This is a genomic window from Hymenobacter segetis, from assembly GCF_054776495.1.
Genome location: NZ_BAAHBV010000003.1, coordinates 160,636 through 178,424, shown reverse-complemented (window position 1 = coordinate 178,424; position 17,789 = coordinate 160,636). Strand labels below are relative to the sequence as shown.

The 17,789-nt window shown below is 55.4% G+C and carries 17 protein-coding genes; 9 read left to right on the top strand and 8 right to left on the bottom strand.

The genetic code is table 11. The annotated features are described in order from the left end of the window. Positions 1-16 precede the first annotated feature (16 nt). The 9 genes from ACYU70_RS17715 to ACYU70_RS17675 all read left to right on the top strand — a co-directional run bounded on the left by ACYU70_RS17715 (position 17) and on the right by ACYU70_RS17675 (position 10,184). Positions 17-1,447 carry a BamA/TamA family outer membrane protein gene (locus tag ACYU70_RS17715; protein ID WP_342297072.1) on the top strand — a complete coding sequence of 477 codons (1,431 nt, stop codon included), beginning with the start codon at positions 17-19 and terminating at the stop codon, positions 1,445-1,447. 80 nt (positions 1,448-1,527) lie between these two features. Next, positions 1,528-2,421, top strand: a complete 894-nt coding sequence (locus tag ACYU70_RS17710) for an NAD kinase (RefSeq protein ID WP_342297074.1) — start codon at positions 1,528-1,530, stop codon at positions 2,419-2,421. 138 nt (positions 2,422-2,559) lie between these two features. Then, complete coding sequence (locus ACYU70_RS17705) at positions 2,560-3,441, top strand: DUF6089 family protein (RefSeq protein WP_342297076.1); 882 nt, start codon at positions 2,560-2,562, stop codon at positions 3,439-3,441. 90 nt (positions 3,442-3,531) lie between these two features. Continuing rightward, positions 3,532-4,245, top strand: coding sequence for a type IX secretion system protein PorG (porG, locus tag ACYU70_RS17700; RefSeq protein ID WP_342297078.1), 714 nt, complete (start codon positions 3,532-3,534; stop codon positions 4,243-4,245). 132 nt (positions 4,246-4,377) lie between these two features. Further along, complete coding sequence (locus ACYU70_RS17695) at positions 4,378-5,124, top strand: isoprenyl transferase (protein ID WP_342297080.1); 747 nt, start codon at positions 4,378-4,380, stop codon at positions 5,122-5,124. A gap of 9 nt (positions 5,125-5,133) precedes the next feature. Then, positions 5,134-7,659 (top strand): outer membrane protein assembly factor BamA, encoded by a 2,526-nt coding sequence (gene bamA, locus ACYU70_RS17690; protein WP_425293322.1) that lies wholly within the window; start codon positions 5,134-5,136, stop codon positions 7,657-7,659. Positions 7,660-7,697: 38 nt separating this feature from the next. Beyond that, complete coding sequence (locus tag ACYU70_RS17685) at positions 7,698-8,375, top strand: OmpH/Skp family outer membrane protein (RefSeq protein WP_342297084.1); 678 nt, start codon at positions 7,698-7,700, stop codon at positions 8,373-8,375. Positions 8,376-8,416: 41 nt separating this feature from the next. Next, entirely contained in the window at positions 8,417-9,058 is a 642-nt protein-coding gene (locus ACYU70_RS17680) for an OmpH/Skp family outer membrane protein (RefSeq protein WP_425293323.1), read from the top strand. A gap of 73 nt (positions 9,059-9,131) precedes the next feature. Then, positions 9,132-10,184, top strand: a complete 1,053-nt coding sequence (locus tag ACYU70_RS17675; RefSeq protein WP_342297088.1) for an RluA family pseudouridine synthase — start codon at positions 9,132-9,134, stop codon at positions 10,182-10,184. Positions 10,185-10,259: 75 nt separating this feature from the next. On the opposite strand, the gene ACYU70_RS17670 is transcribed toward ACYU70_RS17675, so the two are convergent. The 8 genes from ACYU70_RS17670 to mazG form a co-directional block, all read right to left on the bottom strand. Then, positions 10,260-11,903: a tetratricopeptide repeat protein gene (locus ACYU70_RS17670; RefSeq protein WP_342297089.1), complete on the bottom strand. Its 1,644-nt coding sequence runs from the start codon at positions 11,901-11,903 to the stop codon at positions 10,260-10,262. A gap of 54 nt (positions 11,904-11,957) precedes the next feature. Continuing rightward, the gene (locus tag ACYU70_RS17665) at positions 11,958-12,950 is read right to left on the bottom strand and encodes a PstS family phosphate ABC transporter substrate-binding protein (RefSeq protein ID WP_342297091.1); all 993 of its coding nucleotides are present in this window, start codon (positions 12,948-12,950) and stop codon (positions 11,958-11,960) included. Next, positions 12,943-13,215 carry a hypothetical protein gene (locus ACYU70_RS17660; RefSeq protein WP_342297093.1) on the bottom strand — a complete coding sequence of 91 codons (273 nt, stop codon included), beginning with the start codon at positions 13,213-13,215 and terminating at the stop codon, positions 12,943-12,945. The genes ACYU70_RS17665 and ACYU70_RS17660 overlap by 8 nt, the downstream gene beginning before the upstream one ends. A gap of 380 nt (positions 13,216-13,595) precedes the next feature. Continuing rightward, complete coding sequence (locus ACYU70_RS17655; protein WP_211532026.1) at positions 13,596-14,423, bottom strand: energy transducer TonB; 828 nt, start codon at positions 14,421-14,423, stop codon at positions 13,596-13,598. Continuing rightward, positions 14,420-14,956 carry an ExbD/TolR family protein gene (locus ACYU70_RS17650; protein ID WP_342297095.1) on the bottom strand — a complete coding sequence of 179 codons (537 nt, stop codon included), beginning with the start codon at positions 14,954-14,956 and terminating at the stop codon, positions 14,420-14,422. The genes ACYU70_RS17655 and ACYU70_RS17650 overlap by 4 nt, the downstream gene beginning before the upstream one ends. Positions 14,957-15,009: 53 nt before the next feature. Beyond that, the gene (locus ACYU70_RS17645; protein ID WP_198069142.1) at positions 15,010-15,642 is read right to left on the bottom strand and encodes an ExbD/TolR family protein; all 633 of its coding nucleotides are present in this window, start codon (positions 15,640-15,642) and stop codon (positions 15,010-15,012) included. An 89-nt stretch (positions 15,643-15,731) separates the two neighbouring features. Then, entirely contained in the window at positions 15,732-16,613 is an 882-nt protein-coding gene (locus ACYU70_RS17640; RefSeq protein ID WP_425293324.1) for a MotA/TolQ/ExbB proton channel family protein, read from the bottom strand. 267 nt (positions 16,614-16,880) lie between these two features. Further along, a complete protein-coding gene (mazG, locus tag ACYU70_RS17635; protein WP_342297098.1) occupies positions 16,881-17,738 on the bottom strand; it encodes a nucleoside triphosphate pyrophosphohydrolase in 858 nt (285 codons plus the stop codon). Between the last annotated feature and the right edge of the window lie 51 nt (positions 17,739-17,789).

Genomic DNA, 17,789 nt, shown 5'->3' with positions numbered 1-17,789 from the left:
CGGAATCCTTCTTTCGTTGCGACTGCTGCTGGCTAGTCTGGTGCCAGCTCAGGCCGATACGTTGCCGCGTCCGCTACGCCCCGTGGTCGCCCCCGCCGATACGCTCGTGCGAATCGTGCCCTGCCCAGGCATCGAACGGGCACCAGTCGGTACCATCCTTTTCGCGGGCAATGCCGTCACCAAAGACCGCATCCTACGGGCTGAGCTCGACTTTCACGAAGGCGATACCCTGGCCCTGGCCGACTTGCCGGCCCGCCTCGAGTCCAACCGCCGCCGGCTGTTCAATCTCCAACTGTTTCATGCCGTGGTGGTGCAATCCAGTTGCACCGGTGGCCGACTGCTCATCGTGTTCGGGGTGCAGGAGCGGTGGTACACCTTCCCGGTGCCCATTCTCTCATTGGCCGACCGCAACCTGCGTTCCTGGCTCGACCGCGCCGACCGCTGGCGGCGCGTTGACTACGGTGTGCATCTTGTACGCAGCAATTTTCGCGGCCGCAACGAACAGCTCATCGCCAACCTGCAATTAGGTTTCAATCGCAAATACGAGCTGTTCTACGAAGCCCCCGGCCTGGGCCACTATCGGCGGCTGGGCCTCGGCGTAGGCGCGTCCTATTTCCAAAGCCACACCCTCGACTATAGCACGCTGGCCGACCGCCTCACCCCATTCCGGGCCGATGAAAGCTTCCCCATTCAGCGCTTCTACGTCACGGGTGGCCTGCGCTTTCGGCACACCGTCCAGTTTCTCACGGCCATCAACGTGTCCTACCACCGCGAGCAAATCAGCGACTCGGTCAATTATCACAACCCCGTCTACTACCTAGGCCGCACCCAGCGCGAATACCTCGACCTGAACCTCACCAGCACCCGCAACCAGCGCAATACTTTCGCCTACCCGCTCACCGGCAAGTATGCCCAGGCCGCGCTCACGCACCGCGTCTTCCTCGACGGCACAACGCCCAGCATCACCACCCTGCACCTCAACTACACCCGCTACCTGGCCCTCGGCCGCGAATTCTACTACAGCGTCGGCCTCACCGGCCAAGCCCGCCTCACCCGCCAGCTTGCCTACGCCGACAGCCGCGCCCTCGGCTATGACGACCTGGTGCGCGGCTACGACCAGTACGTTATCGACGGCCGCCACTACGCCCTGTTGCAGCAGGGTATCTCGTACCCGCTGCTGCGGCCCCAGCCCATCCGCCTGCAATCCATCGACAACCCCAAAGTCAACACCATCCCGCTCGCCCTCTATATCAATATCTTTGCCGATGCCGGCTACGTCGTCGCCCCTCATCCCTTGCCCCAAAACCGCCTGCCCAATCAGCTGTTGAGTGCCGTCGGCCTCGGCCTGCACCTCGTCACCTACTACGACCGCGTGTTTACCGCCGAATACACCCTCAACGGATTAGGACAAACCGGCTACTTTTTCCGGGCCGAATTCCCGATTTAGCCGCTCTATCTTCGCCACTCAGGTTATTTATTTGTTACGTAAGCCCGCCGCCGCGTTACGTAATCCGCTCTCCCCTCCGCATGAAAATCGCCATTTTCGGTAAGCCTTTCGACGACGAAGCCGCCCCGGCCATTCAGGCCCTGCTCGACGATTTGGCCGCCCGCCGGGCCGAAGTCCGCATTGGCGAAGCCTTCCGCACCTTCCTCGACAACCGTCTGCGCCTGCCCGAAGGCACCACCGAGTTTCACCGCGGCGACTCGCTGCGCGGCGTCCAGTTCGTGCTCAGCATCGGTGGCGACGGCACCCTGCTTGACACCGTCACTTACGTTGGTAGCCTCCAGATTCCGATTCTCGGCATCCACACCGGCCGCTTGGGCTTCCTGGCCACCATCACCCCCGACCGCATTTCCCAGGCCATCGATGCCCTCTTCAAAGGCCATTTCACCATCGAGGAGCGTAGCCTGATTCGCGTCGATACCGACCCCGACGTGTTCGGGAGCCTCAATTTCGGCCTCAACGAGTTCAGCGTCCTCAAGCGCGACACCTCGTCCATGATTGTCGTTCACACCTACATCGATGGCGAATACCTGAATTCCTACTGGGCCGATGGCCTCGTGGTAGCCACGCCCACCGGCTCCACCGGCTACTCCCTGAGCTGCGGCGGCCCGGTAATGCTACCCCAGACAAACAATTTTATCATTGCTCCCGTATGCCCCCACAATCTGAATGTGCGCCCCTTGGTGGTGTCCGACCAGAGCGTGATTTCCTTCGAAATTGAAGGCCGCAGTTCCAGCTACATGCTGGCGCTCGACTCCCGCTCCCTGCCCGTCGAAGCGTCCGTCCAGATAGCCGTTCGCCGAGAAGCTTTCAATGCTCGTCTAGTAAAACTCAATCACGTTAACTTCCTCAGTACCTTGCGCAGCAAACTCAATTGGGGCCTCGACCGCCGGAACCCAGCCGGCATCCAGGTTTAAAAACAGAGTTTTTTGTTGAAAAAATTGTCGAAACTTTTTTTAGTTCCCGATTAGCCCTACTTTTGTCACCGTCTGAAACTGTGCGCTCTCTGCACTGCTCTTACCCGCCGAACCTAGTATCATCATTTTAGTTGCCTTATGAAAAATATTTTCACGTATTCTACGGCCGTAGTGCTCGGGCTGGCTTTGGTGGCAACACCAGAGGCGGATGCCCAGCAGTTCAGCAAGCGGAAGCAATACAACTCCATAGGCTTCAGCCTGAATGCTATGAACTACTTCGGGGATTTGACGCCCGTAACTAGCTTCACTAGCTTGCGTTTAGGCGCTACCCGGGTTGGTGCTGGCGTTTCTATTACCCGTCGCTTCTACCCACGTTTGTCGGGCCGCTTCGGCTTGTCTTACGGTCGTATCTCGGGCGATGACTCGTTCGTTAACGACCAGGACCCGGATGCTCGCTTCCGCAACAACCGCAACATGAATTTCCGGAATGATATTCTGGAAGCTTCGGCCGTTGCCATCGTTGACCTTATCGAAAACCGCAACAACTACCTCAAGCGTCCGGACTTTGTGCCTTACGTTTTTGCTGGTGTAGCCGGTTTCTACTCCAATCCCCAAGGCCTGGATAACCGTACTGGTAACTATGTTGACCTGCAGCCGCTGAAAACCGAAGGTCAGGCAACTGCCTACGGCAAGACGCAGCTCTCGATTCCGTTCGGTGGTGGTATCCGCTACCGCATCAACCGCAACTTTGATGCAAGCCTGGAAATCGGCTGGCGCAAAACATTCACCGATTACCTTGACGACGTAGGAGGCAAATATGCTGACCAGTCCAAGCTAACCACTGATGCAGCGGCTTATTTTGGCCACAACATCACTAAGGACCGCACCAAGTTCCCCGGTTTCGACAATGCTGGTGAGCAGCGTGGCGACTCGGGCAATAAAACCGACTGGTACATCGTAACAGGTGTAACGTTGAACTACATCTTGACGCCCCGCATCAAGAACCCCAAATTCCGCTAGCCAGCGACTGCTGGCTTAGGTTTCTCTTTCCGAGTCAGCAATTACTAAATGACGAATTCAGGTTTCAAAAACGTACTCCTCGCTTGCTTCATGCAGGCGGGGAGTACGTTTTTTTGCGCTTCGGCCAACGCTCAGAATACCAGCGAAATAGGTATTGGTATTGGCGCTACCAATTATCGGGGCGAAATATCACCCGATTTTCAGCTGCAAAACAGTCGGCCCGCTTTCACCGCCTTTTATCGTAAGGATGTATCGGTGCCCATCACCTTACGGGGAGGCTTCACCGCCGGCTTCCTGCGGGGGGCTGACGATAATGTGACGGGTGTGAATGGCGGAGTGCCCCCGCTCCAGGCCTACCGCCAGGCCAATACCAAAGGCAGCGTGCTCGAAGCATCGGCGGTAGTGGAGTACAACTTCATGGATTATCATTACCGGACCGATAAGGTGCATTTCACGCCATATCTATTTGCCGGCCTGGCCGGATTTTACGCCAATACCACTACGGTATCCAACAACCCGCTTCTACAGGCTAGCTTTAACCAGAAAGGCAGCATGTTGGGACTGGCTATTCCGGCCGGAGTGGGTATGAAGTATGCCCTTTCGGAACACCTGAATCTGGGTCTGGAAGTGGGGGTGCGCAAAACATTTACGGACCAACTCGACCATTTGAGTACGCAAGACCCACTGCTGGTAAATGTTCATGACCAGGATTGGTATTATTATAGTGGTGTCAGCTTATCCTATACGTTCTATAAAATCCGCTGCCCCGACCAATATAAAAAGAATAAGAAGCTGCTAAAGTAGTAGTTAGCTTTAATGCGGTAGGTGGCTCCTGTATAAATGTGAGAGGTATATAGCGGAAGGCCAGTATTGGTGTTCGGCTGCTAAATGCAACCATTTCCGTAACTTGCGGGCTCTTTTAGCGAAACCGCAAAGATGACCGGCAAGGCCGAAATTGATACTCAAAATATTCCCGCTCACGTCGCCGTCATCATGGATGGCAATGGGCGGTGGGCCAAGCAACGTGGAGGCTTGCGCGTCTTTGGTCACCAGAGCGCCATCACTGCCGTGCGTGAAACTGTGGAGGAAGCGGCCGAATTAGGGGTGCGCTATCTGACGCTATACGCGTTTTCTACGGAGAATTGGAATCGCCCGGCGCTGGAAGTAATGGCGCTGATGCAGCTGCTGGTGCACACCATCCGGCAGGAAACGGCTACGCTGCTGAAGAATAGCATTCGCCTGGAAGCCATTGGCGACTTGGCTACTTTGCCCAAAAATTGCCAGCGTGAGTTGGCCGAGGCAATGGAACTGACCAAGGAGGGCACTCGCATGACGCTGGTGCTCGCCCTGAGCTACAGTGGCCGCTGGGACCTTACCCAGGCGGCCAAGCGGATGGCTGCCGATGTGGCTACCGGTCAGCTCCAGCCCAGCCAGATAACCGAAACCACGGTGGCGAGCTACTTGGTGACGGCTAAAATGCCGGACCCGGAACTTCTTATCCGAACCAGCGGCGAACAGCGGATTAGTAATTTTTTGCTATGGCAGCTGGCCTATACTGAGTTGTACATCACCGATTTGCTGTGGCCGGACTTTCGGAAGGAGCATTTCCAGGAGGCCATTCGGGCGTATCAGCGCCGGGAGCGGCGGTTTGGCAAAACCAGTGAGCAAGTCACTGTATCTTAAATTTTTGTAATGTTTATTGTGCGTAATTTTTTTATCAAGTGTGCGCTTGTGGTGGCTGTGTTGGCAGGCCTAGTAGCCCAGCCAATGCATGTGCAGGCCCAGGGAACTGCCGGAGCTGATGAGCCCAAAAAGTACGAGCTGGGGGGCATCACCATTAGCGGTGCCCGTTACCTCGACCCCAATACGCTGATTGGCCTGACTGGTTTGCGCGTGGGTGACCCCATTAGTGTTCCGGGGGAGGAGATTGGCAAATCCATCCGCAAGCTGTGGGCCCAGGGTATTCTCGGCGACGTGAGTGTGACGGTGGCCCGCATCGAGGGCAACAAGATTTTCCTCGACTATAACCTGAAGGAGCGGCCGCGCTTGTCGAAGTTTACTTTCACGGGTATTAAAAAGGGGCAAACCGAAGACCTGACCAAGAAAATTACGCTGATTCGGGGCAAGGTGGTAACGGATGCCCTGATGAACAATGCGCGGACGCAAGTGCGCAAGTTCTTTGTGAACAAAGGCTACCTGGATACTAAGGTGAACATTGTGCAGGTTGCCGATTCGAGCTTGTCGAATAGCGTGGCTTTGCGCATTGACGTGGACAAAGGCTCGAAAGTGCGCATCCACGAAATTACTTTTGAAGGTAATAAAGCCTTTACTGACCGGAAGCTGAAAGGCAAGCTCAAGAAAACCAAGGAGCGCAAGCCATATAAGTTCCTGACCCCTGGCAAGTTTCAGCGTAGTGAGTACGAAGAGGACAAGAAGAAGCTGCTAGAGTTTTACAATGCCGAAGGCTACCGCGACGCAACCATTGTGAGCGATACGCTGACGCGCGACGAGAAAGGTTTGGCCCTGCGCATTACCGTAGACGAAGGCCCCAAATACTACTTCCGCCACATTACGTGGAACGGCAACTACCTCTACGACGATAAGACGCTGGCTAACGTACTAGGTATCAAACCCGGCAGCACGTACAGCAAGGAAATACTGGATAAGCGCCTGAACTACAACCCAACCGGGCAGGACATCTCTTCGCTGTACCTCAACGACGGCTACCTGTTCTTCACCATCGACCCGGTGGAAACCAAGGTTGAAGGCGACTCGATTGATATCGAGATGCGCTTGAACGAAGGCGTGCAAGCCCACATCAAAGACATTAACATCTCGGGCAATACCAAAACCAGCGACCACGTGCTGCGCCGCACCCTGCGCACGCTGCCCGGCGATAAATTCAATCGTGAATTGCTCATCCGTTCGCAGCGGGAAATTGCCACTTTGGGCTATTTTGACCCGGAAAAAATCGGCATCAACCCCATCCCCAACCAAGCCGATGGCACGGTTGATATCAACTACACGGTGGTAGAGAAGCCTTCGGACCAGGTTACCCTGTCGGGCGGCTGGGGTGGCTATGCCGGCTTTATTGGCACGGTGGGCCTGGTTTTCAACAACTTCTCGCTGCGCAAAGCGGGTACGCTGCGCAACTGGACGCCAGTGCCAGCCGGCGATGGCCAGCGCCTGTCGCTCAACGTGCAGGCCAATGGTCTGCAGTATCAGGCTTATTCCCTGTCATTTACGGAGCCTTGGCTGGGTGGCCGTCGGCCAAACTCGTTCTCGTTCAGCCTGAACCACAGTGTGCAGCGGACCGGTGCGGCCTTGGATGCGGCTTCGGACCAGTTTATCAAAGTAAACAGCGCCACGGTGGGCCTGGGCCGCCAGCTGCGCGTGCCGGATGACTACTTCACGCTCAGCAACTCGCTGTCGTATAGCCAGTACCAGACGCAGAACTACGCGGTTATTGCCGGGGCAGCTTCGGGTACGTTCAATAACATTACCCTGAACACCACGCTGGCCCGCAACAGCATCGATAATCCGACTTACACCCGCCGGGGCTCGTCGCTAAGCCTGAGCGTGAACCTGACGCCGCCTTATTCGCTGATTAACCCGGACCACCCCAGCAACAACCAGTGGATTGAATTCCACAAATGGATGTTCGATGCGTCGTGGTTTACTCCGATTGTGGGCAAGTTGGTGTTGAACACCCGCGCACACTTTGGCTACCTGGGAACGTACAATTCGAAGCGTGACGTAGGGCCGTTCGAACGCTTCAAAATGGGCGGTGCGGGCCTGGGCTACAACGGCGGCGGCAACTATTTGGTGGGTACCGACTACGTGGGCCTACGTGGTTATGACGACCCCAACGCGGCCTTCGCCATTCCGACGGCGCAGGCCAATCAGGCCGGCGGCATTGCCTTCAACAAGTACGTGCTGGAAATGCGCTACCCCGTCAGCCTCAACCCAGCCGCTACGGTGTACGTGCTGGGCTTTGCTGAAGCAGGTAATGCCTTCGATTCCTATCAGAACTACAACCCCTACAAGCTGTACCGTTCGGCGGGCGTAGGTGCTCGTATCTTCATGTCGGCCTTCGGTTTGTTGGGCTTCGACTTCGGCCACGGCTTCGACTCTGTGATTCCGCCCGTGGGCACGCCTGCCGGCACCAAGCAGGACCCCAACCACTTCCACTTCATCATTGGCCAGCAAATTCGCTAGCAAGGCACTAGCGAGCGGAGTTTCACGTTTCCTCCCGTATGAAGAATTTTGGTGGCCTGCTACTGGCCTTGTTGTTGCTAATTGTTGCCCCGAAAGCCCAGGCTCAGAAATTTGGCTGGGTCGATTCGGAGTTTATCATGGCCAAAATGCCGGAATACGCCAAGGCCCAACAGGAGTTGAATCTGCTGTCGGATACCTGGCAGAAAGAAATTGAAGCCCAGCAAAAAGACCTCGACAAGCTTCATCGCAACTATCAGAACGAAGAAGTGGTGCTCACGGAGGCCATGAAAAAGAAACGGCAGGACGAAATCTTGCTCAAGGAGCAGGAGCTGAAAGCCTACCGCAACAAACAGTTTGGCTACGAAGGCCAACTGTTCAAAAAGCGCCAGGAGCTGAATAAGCCGGTGCAGGATAAGGTATTTGAGGCCGTGGAAAAGGTGGCCAAGAAGAAATCACTGGCTGTTGTTTTCGATAAATCCGGCGACCTGACCATGCTCTATACCAACCCTGCTCACGATTATACTGAATTTGTGCTCGAAGAACTGGGCCTGGGTGCCGAGGACCGCAACCAGCCCGGCCCCAAAGGCGCGGTAAAGACGGTGGCCCCGCCCAAAACGCCGGTAGACCCTAACTTTGAATCGGACTCGGGTACGCCCGAAGCTGCGCCCGGTACCAAGCCGGTAACCAAGCCAGCGCGGCCGACTAATAAGAAGTAATTACCTTTGCCCCAATATTTTTCTGACCCTTTTCCTTTTTGATGAATCTCGTGAAAATCTTTCGTCTGACGCTCGCCGCCGCTCTGCTGACCGCCGGAACCCTGGCTGCCACTTCCGCGCAGGCCCAGGCCCCCCTGAAAATTGGTTACACCGATGTTCAGTACGTGTTATCCCAGATGACCGAAAGCAAGCAGATTGAGTCGGAGCTCAAAACCTACAACGACCAGCTTGCGGCCCAGCTGAAAAGCAAAAGCTCCGAGTTCGAAACCAAAGTGAAGGACTACCAGCAGAAATCCGGCACCATGACGGAGGTAGTGAAGGCTGACACCGAAAAGGAGTTGCAGCGCTTGCAGCAGTCCATTCAGGAGTTTCAGCGCACGGCCGAGCAGTCGTTGCAGCAGAAGCAGCAGACGCTGCTGAAGCCCGCTCTGGACAAGCTGCAAAAGAACATCGACCTCGTGGCTGACGAGAACGGTTTCACCTACGTGTTCAACTCCGATGGTGGTGGCAGCCCGCTGCTGTTGCACGCGCCCAAGGACGGCGATATTTCGGACCTCGTGCTGAAGAAAATGGGCATCACGCCCGGTGCTCAGGCCCCCATTAAATCGGGCCCGGCCTCGCCGGCTACCCCTGCGCCCGTTGCGCCTGGTGTGAACAAGACCAAGACCAAAACCAAGAAGTAAGCGGCAACCGCCGCCTGCCTAAAAAAGCCGGAGCACTCGCTCCGGCTTTTTTCATATACCACGACTTTGGGAAATGATAGACGACGAATTTGAGGCGGATGAGCTGCTCGATAGTGAGGCCGATGAAGAAGGTGGAGATGAGCTTTATGAGCATCACCGCATAGTAGTAGACCGCGGCCAGGAAATGCTGCGGATTGATAAGTTCCTGCACAGTCGGCTGCGTAATACGTCACGCAATAAGGTGCAGGAAGCCATCCGGGCGCTGGCCGTAGAGGTGAATGGGGTGGCCGTAAAGCCCAATTACCGGGTAAAGCCGCAGGATATTATCACCGTCACGCTGCCCGAGCCGCCGCGTGAAGGCCGCGTGATACCCGAGGAAATGCCCCTGGATATTCGCTATGAGGATGCGGAACTGCTCATCGTGAACAAGCCGGCCGGTTTGGTCGTGCACCCGGCCTATGGCCACTGGCAGGGCACGCTGGTAAATGGCCTAGCGCATCACCTCGCCAACCTGCCCACGGGGCGCAATGGGGAAATCCGGCCAGGGCTGGTGCACCGCATCGACAAGGATACGTCGGGCCTGCTGGTAATTGGCAAAACTGAGTTTGCCATGACGCATTTGTCGTTGCAGTTTTTCCACCACACCATTCAGCGTAGCTATCTGGCTCTGGTGTGGGGTACCCCGCCCGGCCCTACGGGCACGATAACGGGCCATATCGGCCGCAGCGTGCGCGACCGCAAGGTGCAGGCCGTCTATCCCGGCGGCGAGCAAGGGAAGCCCGCAGTGACGCATTATGAGGTGCTGGAGAGTTTCGGCCCGGTGACGCTGGTGCGCTGCGTACTGGAAACCGGCCGGACCCACCAGATTCGCGCCCACATGCAATACCTCGGCCATCCATTGTTTTCCGATGCAACCTACGGGGGCGACCGAATTCGCGTGGGCCAGAGCAACGGAACATACAAGGCATTTGTAGAAAATGCTTTCCAACTGATGCCGCGTCAGGCGCTGCACGCCCGCTCCCTTGGCTTCGTACATCCTACTTCCGGCGAGCAGCTGCTATTTGAAGCCGAGCTACCAGAGGACTTCGCCGCCGTACTGGAAAAATGGCGGGCCTGGGCCAGCTAAACTATAAGAGATAATACAAAAAAAAGGCCCCTCCGCAGCTGCGGAGGGGCCTTTTTACACTAATTGCCAAAGCAATTACTTCTTCTTAACCGTGGTCTTGGTTGCGGTCTTCGTAGTAGTAGTCTTGGTGGCCTTGGTGGGGGCGCTGAGAATCTTGATGTTATTCTTAGCACCTGCGTTCTCCGGGTCCAAAGCCAGCACTTGCTCGAAGTAGCCTTTAGCGGCCGCTTTGTCGCCTTTCTGGAAGCTATATACGCCCAGATAGCCATTGGCTTCCACTACGCCTTCTTTGAACTTGGTGGGGTCAGCACCTTCAGCCTTCGAAAGCTCGATGTATTTCTCGTAATACGGCTTGGCCAAGCCTTGTTTGGCTTCGGGGTCGAGGTACGAATTCACCTTAGCGCGGGCCAGATAGCCGGGACCATACGTAGGCTTAGCCGTCAGGATGATGTTATAAACGCTGTCAGCACGGGTGTACTGCTTGTCGCCGGTGAGGGCGGTAGCCAAGCGGAACTGGTCGGTCAGGTCGCCTTTGCAGTTGGTCAGCTTGTAGCTGTACACGCGGGCGGCACCTTTGTAGTCCTTCTGGTTGGCATAGATGGCAGCCAGGTCATTCTGGAAGTCACAAGCCTTGCTCGGGTCTTTCTTGATGATGTCGCTGATACCGGCAATGGCTTCGGTGCCCTTACCAGTTTTGCTCATGATTTTGTACTTGTAAGCCAAGTCTTCCGGGATGACCTTGTCAGCCGGGGCAACTTTCATGTACGCATCCATAGCAGTCGAAGCACCAGCAAAGTCACCGGTTTCGTATAGCAAATACGGCTTCAGGCGGTTCATTGTGAGGTTGTTGGGGTCGCTTTGCAGCACCTTGTTTACCTCAGTCAGCGCCTCCGGGTACTTCTTGGTCAGGTAGAGAAACGACGCGTACTGAGCACTCGTCGAGGGCGAATTCTCGGCCAAGTCGGTGTACTTCTTGAATGTGCTCAAGGCTAGGTCATACTGCCCGGCATAATAGTACATGTCGGCTAGCTCACGGTAGGCCGGGGCGTAGCTGGGGTCCAGTTCAATTGCCTTGTTGAGGCTTTCACGGGCCGCGTTGAAGTTGCGCGAACGCACGCTCAATGCACCTTTCTTGTAGTAGGCCTGAGCGTAGCTGGGGTTAGCAGCAATAGCCCGGTCATAGCTGGTCATGGCCTCGCCACCGCCTTGGTCGGAGTGCAGGAATACATCGCCACGAGCAACCATTAGCGCCGGGTCGTCCTTTTTGAAAACGGCCTGAGCCGCATCCATATACGTCTGGGCCTTGCCGGTATTTTTACCGTCAGACTCACCGTATGCCTGTGCTATCATCGTCAGCACTTTGCCGTCTTTGTTCTTGGTTGCCTTGGCAGCGGCATCAAACTGAGCCTCAGCTGGAGAAACCTGACCTTTGGCCAGCAATGCGCGGCCAGCTGCTACCTGACCAAAAGGAGTAGAGCCAGCGGCTTTGTTGAAGAAGAACGCAGCCGAATCCGGCATATCACGCATCTGATACAGGCGGCCCAGCTCGAAAGCAGTTTCGGGCGTGGAGCCGGGGCGCAAAATGGCGCGGGCCTCGTTATACCGACCCAATTCAATGTCGCGTTGGGCGGTTTGCACGTTTTGGGCGGTGGCCGCCGTAGTACCTGCTACCATCGCAACGGCAGCGAGCAGCGGCTGTTTCCAGGGCTTGAAACTCATAGGAGAAGAAAAAGGATGAAAAAGCAATGAGAAATTGTTACGCGAAAAGCGCACTTACAGTTTAGGCGTGGTAATTATTCGGGCCTGCATCTGAGCCGGTAGTAAACCCGACTTCTGAAAAATCAACTGACCATTCTTGCCTGCCACGAAAGATGCAAACCCTGTGCCTAATCCTGCCCGCGCTTCCCGGCTGATGACGTAAAGGTTGCGCCGGAGCGGGTAATTCTGCAAATCCGGGTCCTGCGCCAGCTGCTCCGGCGTCTTTTCCGCCAGATACACCTGGTAGGGTTGAATGAAGTCGTTCGGCTTGGGATTGGGCCGGGCCGTGATGCTGGCCACCCGCACCTTATTGGCAAACTTCATGGCGGCCGGGTCGTCCCGGTCCGAAATCCAGTTCACGCCCACCACCCCAATGGCGCTGGGGTGAGTTGCAACATAATCCAGCAAAGCGGGGTTCGATGTGGCGGCAAAAACCCGACTGGTAAGTGCGGCCCCGTGCGTCACCGAGTCACGCACGAAACGCGTCGTGCTGCTCCGGTTCGCATCAAATACCACATTGATATCCGCTAGTCCTTTCTTGCCGCTAACCTGGCTCCATTTGCTGGTTTTGCCCGTAAAAATATCCGCCAGCTGCGCCACCGTCAGCAACGAGTCCGGGTTGCTGCGATTGAGGACAATAGCTAAACCGTCGATGCCAATGCGCGTAGTGCGCGGCACAATGGTTTGCTTGGCAAAATCGGCCTGCTCCTCCGCATTCAGCTCGCGCGATACCACGGCCAGCTTCACCTTGTCGTTGATGAGGTCCAGCATCACCTTTTCCTCCGGCTGAAAGCTCATCTTGACGTGAGCGTTCGGATAGAGCTTAGCAAACGTGTCTATCTGCGCCTGCAGAATGGGCGCAAATGTTTCATCGACGCTCACCGCAACGTTTCCGCTGGTAGGGGTGTCCTGGGCTCCTGGCGAGCCTGGGCCGTTGCAGGAAGCAATGGCAATGGCTCCGGCCAGCACCGTAACACCAGCAGTCAAAAAGTGAGCGCGCTTAATCATTATCGTCAGAAATGGTTTTTTTGCGGAAATGCTCTTGGTAGCCTCGGCTAAAGCGAAGCAGGCCATAGAGAATGAAAACGGAACCCAGAACCCGGCGGGCTATTGGGCCCAGCTGAATGATTGCACCGGCAGAAGGGCTATTGGCCGACCACCACAACCACACGCCAAGTCCCATATATACCACGGCCATCAGGAGCACAAAGTAACGCACCAGCCGCTGGGGCGACTTACCGAGCCGCTCCTCGGTAGTAGGCAGGTTGAGCATAAACAGGAAAATTCAGAAATGAATATATAATAAACCCAAAAAAACTGGGTAAAGGTTCGACGGGCAATAGTGAAGGTCCTGAACCGGGCTACAAAAAAGCCAAAAAAACGCTGCTTTTCATAGAAACCTGCATTTTTCTGACTTTAACGGATTTGCACCATTATTTGCTTCGTGAGCCAAGGTATTTCTTGAATCAAGCGGCCACTGAAATTGATTCTCCAATAAGAAGCATTCAACGACTTACCACAATTAAACGGTATTCGAAGGCGCAGATTTTCTCATGTTACGCTGAGTTTGAATGCAATAAAAAAACCCTGAACCGAGCCATGAAGCTCAATTCAGGGTTTTTACTAATTCAGAGCTAACTCCGAATTAAAAACCTATTGAATTTTGAAGGTAATCGGTACGGTAAACGAAACGCTTACTGCACGGCCGTTCTGCTTACCGGGGATAAACTTGGGCAGGGTTTTCACCGCCCGAATCGTTTCCTCGTCAAGACCCGAACCGAGGCCTTTTACCACTTTCACATCCGAAACGTCGCCCTGCGGGTTCACCGTAAAGCTAACGAAGATGCGACCTTCAACCTGGTTGCGAAGCGCCAGAGGGGGGTATTTCACCGCCTTCTGGATGGCATTCACGATAGCGGCGTTACCACCACCACCGGGCAGCTGAGGCATCTGTTCTACGTAGGTGTAGACTTTGTTCTCAACCACTTCTTCAACCACTTTGTCGCCGGTTCCGGAGAGTTCGGAAAGGTCGGGAGCATCCGTATTACCTTTTACGGTTACGGTGGCTACCGTCTTGTCCTTCAACTCTTCCTGGTCCGGAACCTCTTCCTTCTTCACTTCCTCATCCTTTTTCACCACCGGAGGGGTGAATTTGATGGTGGTGAGCTTGGGGGGAGGGGGTGGCGGTGCCTCGGGGGGAGGAGGGGGGGGCGGTGGCTTCGTCTCATCCAGAGGCGGAGCGTCCATCAGCACGTTCTCCTTGAGGTTTTTCGGAGCTTCCTTCGGCATCTTGTCTTTCAGATACTGAGCGATGAGCGGGAAAAACACGAGGAGCGCGAATACCGACGTAGCAATAATCAGTGCCCGGGTAACGTGCCGCTGGTACAAGCGACGCAGTACGTAAGCACCGTATGCCTTATTACGGCCTTCAAAAACGATGTCGTTTAAGCTGGCCTTGGCAATTTGCGCATTGTCCATCATAGGGCTGAGTCTTTAATAAGGTCCAGGTCGTCTTTGGGTACCTTCACCAGCGCGTATTTCTTCTGGTTCGTGATGTTCATCTCGTCCAGAATATCCACCATGTTTTTATACTTGGCGTCTTCGGTTGCTTTGATGAGGATGATGGGCTCCGGCTTCTGGCGCTGACGGTCCAACAGGACCTGGCGAATGCCATTGGCTGAGAAGTTCGTCACCTTCAGTTCGGGCTTGGCTACGGTTTTGTCATTGGGCGTATTCAGACCGAAGTAGTAATACGCCTTGTTGTCTTTGCCGAGGATGATGGTCATGGCCTGCGAGGCCTTGATTTTCGTGTCCTCCACATCGTCCGTTTTCTTCACCGGCATCGTGAGCTGCATCACGTTGGGCTTGGCGAAGGTGGTGGTCAGCATGAAGAAGGTGAGCAGGAGGAAGGCCAAGTCCACCATTGGGGTCATGTCGATTTTGGTCGACATTTTCTTGGCCCGCTTCTTCCCACCTTTTCCACCGGAGTCGGCTTTGCCTTGAATTTCTGCCATGGGATTTAGTTAAGTGAGGAGATTAGAAACTGAAGCAGTAGGAGCAGCCAATATTATTTGGCGGCGGCTACGGGCTTGTTTTCCATGTCCGTAATGAGGTTGAAGCGGTTGATATCCTTCTCCTGCAATACCTTGATAACCTGCTGCACCGTGGGTACATCAGCATTGCCGTCGCCTTTGATGGCGATGTAGGTAGGCTTGTGGAAGATGGCCTGGTTAGCCGTGCGAGCCGCCAGCACCCAGTCAATCAACTGGTTATTGAGCGAGTCGAGCGGAACACCGGGCTGTTGGGCATTCACCTGCTTGCGGTCTTCCTTGGCCATGTTCAGGTAAGAACCCAGCTGGCTGATGGGTAGGCCGAAGTTGGGCAGGTTGCTGAACTCCTTGGCCTGCGCTGCGGTAAAGTTTACGCCATATTTAGCGCCTACTTTCTGCAATGCCTGAATCTTGGTTTGCGGCGCATCAACACCAAAGAAGACGCGCTTCTTAGCATCGACGGTCAGCGTAATCACATTGTTCTCGGGCAATTTAAGCTCCGAAGTCGATGACGGCGTGTCCACCACCACAGTCTCTTCGGGGGCAAACTTGGTGGTGAGCATGAAGAATGTCACCAGCAAGAAAGCCAGGTCCACCATCGGCGTCATATCGAGCGACGGCGAGGTACGGTGCGGTTTTACTTTGGGCATTGCGAGGTGGGGTTAAAAGGGGGCGACTCATTCCGAAGAACGAATCGCCCCGCGTTTTAGTGCATCAGCCAGTAGCTGCGCAAACGGAATTAAACCGTCTGGGTAGCCGTGGTCTGGCCGTGCTGGCCAGCGAACGTCTGGATGATGCTGAAGCCAGCCTCGTCGATGCTGTAGGTCAGCTCGTCAATTTTGCTGGTGAAGTAGTTGTAAGCCACGATGGCCAGGGCCGAGGTGCCGATACCCAGTGCCGTGTTAATCAGAGCTTCCGAGATACCGTTTGCCAGTGCAACTGCGTCGGGAGTACCAGCCTGCGCCAGAGCGGCGAAGGCGCGAATCATGCCGAATACCGTGCCGAGCAGACCGGTCAGGGTTGCAATCGAAGCGATGGTCGAGATGATAACCAGGTTTTTCTCCAGCATGGGCAGTTCCAGCGCGGTGCTTTCCTCGATTTCTTTCTGGATGGCCAGTACTTTCTGGTCGGTGGTCATGTTGCGCTCACGAGTCATCTCGTTGTACTTCATCAGACCGGCTTTCACCACGTTGGCAACCGAGCCTTTCTGCGCGTCGCAGGCAGCCAGGGCACCGTTGATGTCGTTGGCGTTCAGCTTCTGACGCACGGTGCGTACGAAGCTCTCAATGCCTTTCGAGCCTTTAGCCTTGGCGATGGTCAGCATGCGCTCAATCGAGAACGTGATAACGCAGAGGAACATGGTGAGCAGGAACGGAACGATAACACCGCCCTTGTAAATCACACCGAGGTAATCGCCGGGGTTGGGGTTGTTTTCGCTGTTACCGCCCTGGAAGTGGCTACCATCACCGAAAACAAATTTGTAAACGATATAGCTGATGATGAAGGCCAAAATGATAACTATCACGGAGAACAGCGAGGCGCCACCGCTGCTTTGGGCTTCGGCTTTGGCGGCCGTTGCGGCGGGCCGTGGGCTCGTATTCATGGCATTTTTCTGTTCCATTGTGCCGGAGTGTTTGGGGTTATTGAGTGAAGTAGTTGAATTGAGTGGGTAAAGAAAATGCAAAAAGTTGGTTGGGAGCGCAGGCGACGGCAAAAAGACAATCGATAATCCCGTAATGAGAGGATTAAAATAGCACTTACCGAAGTCTAAACTACCCGACGAGCCGTCTTAGCTGGGCAAACCTAACCAAAAAGTGCGGCCTGACCAAAGAAAACTTGCCTGCACCCACTAGAATTGCAATGAAAGTTGGATGAAGTTTCCCCAACGCTAAACTGTGCCTTTGGGTTGAGTTGGGCGGCGTTTGGCTTCTTCCCAGTACACATCCATCTGGGCCAGGGAGAGGTCGGCGAGGCGCTCATTATTGGCGGCGGCGGCGGTTTCCAGGTACTGAAAGCGGCTGATAAACTTGCGGTTGGTGCGCTCTAGTGCTTCCTCGGGATTGATGCCGGCGAAGCGGGCAAAATTGACCAGCGAAAAGAGCAAATCGCCGAATTCGTCGGCCGCTTTTTCGGCGTCCATCCGGTCGGGATTGCCGTGGTTGTACTCCGCGCCAAACTCGTTTAATTCTTCCTGCACTTTGTCCCATACCTGCTCGGGCTGCTCCCAATCGAAGCCCGCGCCCCGGGCTTTTTCCTGAATGCGCATGGCTTTCACCAGCGCGGGCAGGGAGGTGGGCACGCCGCCGAGAACTCCGGTGGTATTGCCTTTTTCCTTGAGCTTGAGTTGCTCCCAATTGCGCTTTACCGTCTCTTCATCGTCGGCCTGCACGTCGCCGTAAATGTGCGGATGGCGGTAAATTAACTTTTCGCACTGTGCATTAAGCACATCGGCGATGTCGAACGCTCCTCGTTCGGCGGCGATGCGGGCGTAGAAAGTCAGGTGAAGCATGACGTCGCCGAGCTCCTTTTTGAGGTCGGGGAGGTCGTCGCGCAGAATGGCGTCGCTGATTTCGTAGGTTTCCTCGATGGTGAGGTGCCGCAGGGATTGCAGCGTCTGCTTTTTATCCCAGGGGCATTCGGTGCGGAGACGGTCGAGCACGTCGAGCAGGCGGCCGAAAGCTTCGAGCTGGGCCGGGCGGCGCGTGCTGGCCAACAGGGAACTAGTGGGGGGCGTAAGGTTTTCCATTATTCCAAAGATAAAACTCTGTGACGCCAACCGGTTGCTAATGCCTAATTT

Coding starts and splice junctions, on each gene's coding strand:
- ACYU70_RS17710 (WP_342297074.1), top strand. CDS start 1,528: ATGAAAATCGCCATTTTCGGTAAGCCTTTCGACGACGAAGCCGCCCCG.
- ACYU70_RS17705 (WP_342297076.1), top strand. CDS start 2,560: ATGAAAAATATTTTCACGTATTCTACGGCCGTAGTGCTCGGGCTGGCT.
- porG (WP_342297078.1), top strand. CDS start 3,532: ATGCAGGCGGGGAGTACGTTTTTTTGCGCTTCGGCCAACGCTCAGAAT.
- ACYU70_RS17695 (WP_342297080.1), top strand. CDS start 4,378: ATGACCGGCAAGGCCGAAATTGATACTCAAAATATTCCCGCTCACGTC.
- bamA (WP_425293322.1), top strand. CDS start 5,134: ATGTTTATTGTGCGTAATTTTTTTATCAAGTGTGCGCTTGTGGTGGCT.
- ACYU70_RS17685 (WP_342297084.1), top strand. CDS start 7,698: ATGAAGAATTTTGGTGGCCTGCTACTGGCCTTGTTGTTGCTAATTGTT.
- ACYU70_RS17680 (WP_425293323.1), top strand. CDS start 8,417: ATGAATCTCGTGAAAATCTTTCGTCTGACGCTCGCCGCCGCTCTGCTG.
- ACYU70_RS17675 (WP_342297088.1), top strand. CDS start 9,132: ATGATAGACGACGAATTTGAGGCGGATGAGCTGCTCGATAGTGAGGCC.
- ACYU70_RS17670 (WP_342297089.1), bottom strand. CDS start 11,903: ATGAGTTTCAAGCCCTGGAAACAGCCGCTGCTCGCTGCCGTTGCGATG.
- ACYU70_RS17665 (WP_342297091.1), bottom strand. CDS start 12,950: ATGATTAAGCGCGCTCACTTTTTGACTGCTGGTGTTACGGTGCTGGCC.
- ACYU70_RS17660 (WP_342297093.1), bottom strand. CDS start 13,215: ATGCTCAACCTGCCTACTACCGAGGAGCGGCTCGGTAAGTCGCCCCAG.
- ACYU70_RS17655 (WP_211532026.1), bottom strand. CDS start 14,423: ATGATGGACAATGCGCAAATTGCCAAGGCCAGCTTAAACGACATCGTT.
- ACYU70_RS17650 (WP_342297095.1), bottom strand. CDS start 14,956: ATGGCAGAAATTCAAGGCAAAGCCGACTCCGGTGGAAAAGGTGGGAAG.
- ACYU70_RS17645 (WP_198069142.1), bottom strand. CDS start 15,642: ATGCCCAAAGTAAAACCGCACCGTACCTCGCCGTCGCTCGATATGACG.
- ACYU70_RS17640 (WP_425293324.1), bottom strand. CDS start 16,613: ATGGAACAGAAAAATGCCATGAATACGAGCCCACGGCCCGCCGCAACG.
- mazG (WP_342297098.1), bottom strand. CDS start 17,738: ATGGAAAACCTTACGCCCCCCACTAGTTCCCTGTTGGCCAGCACGCGC.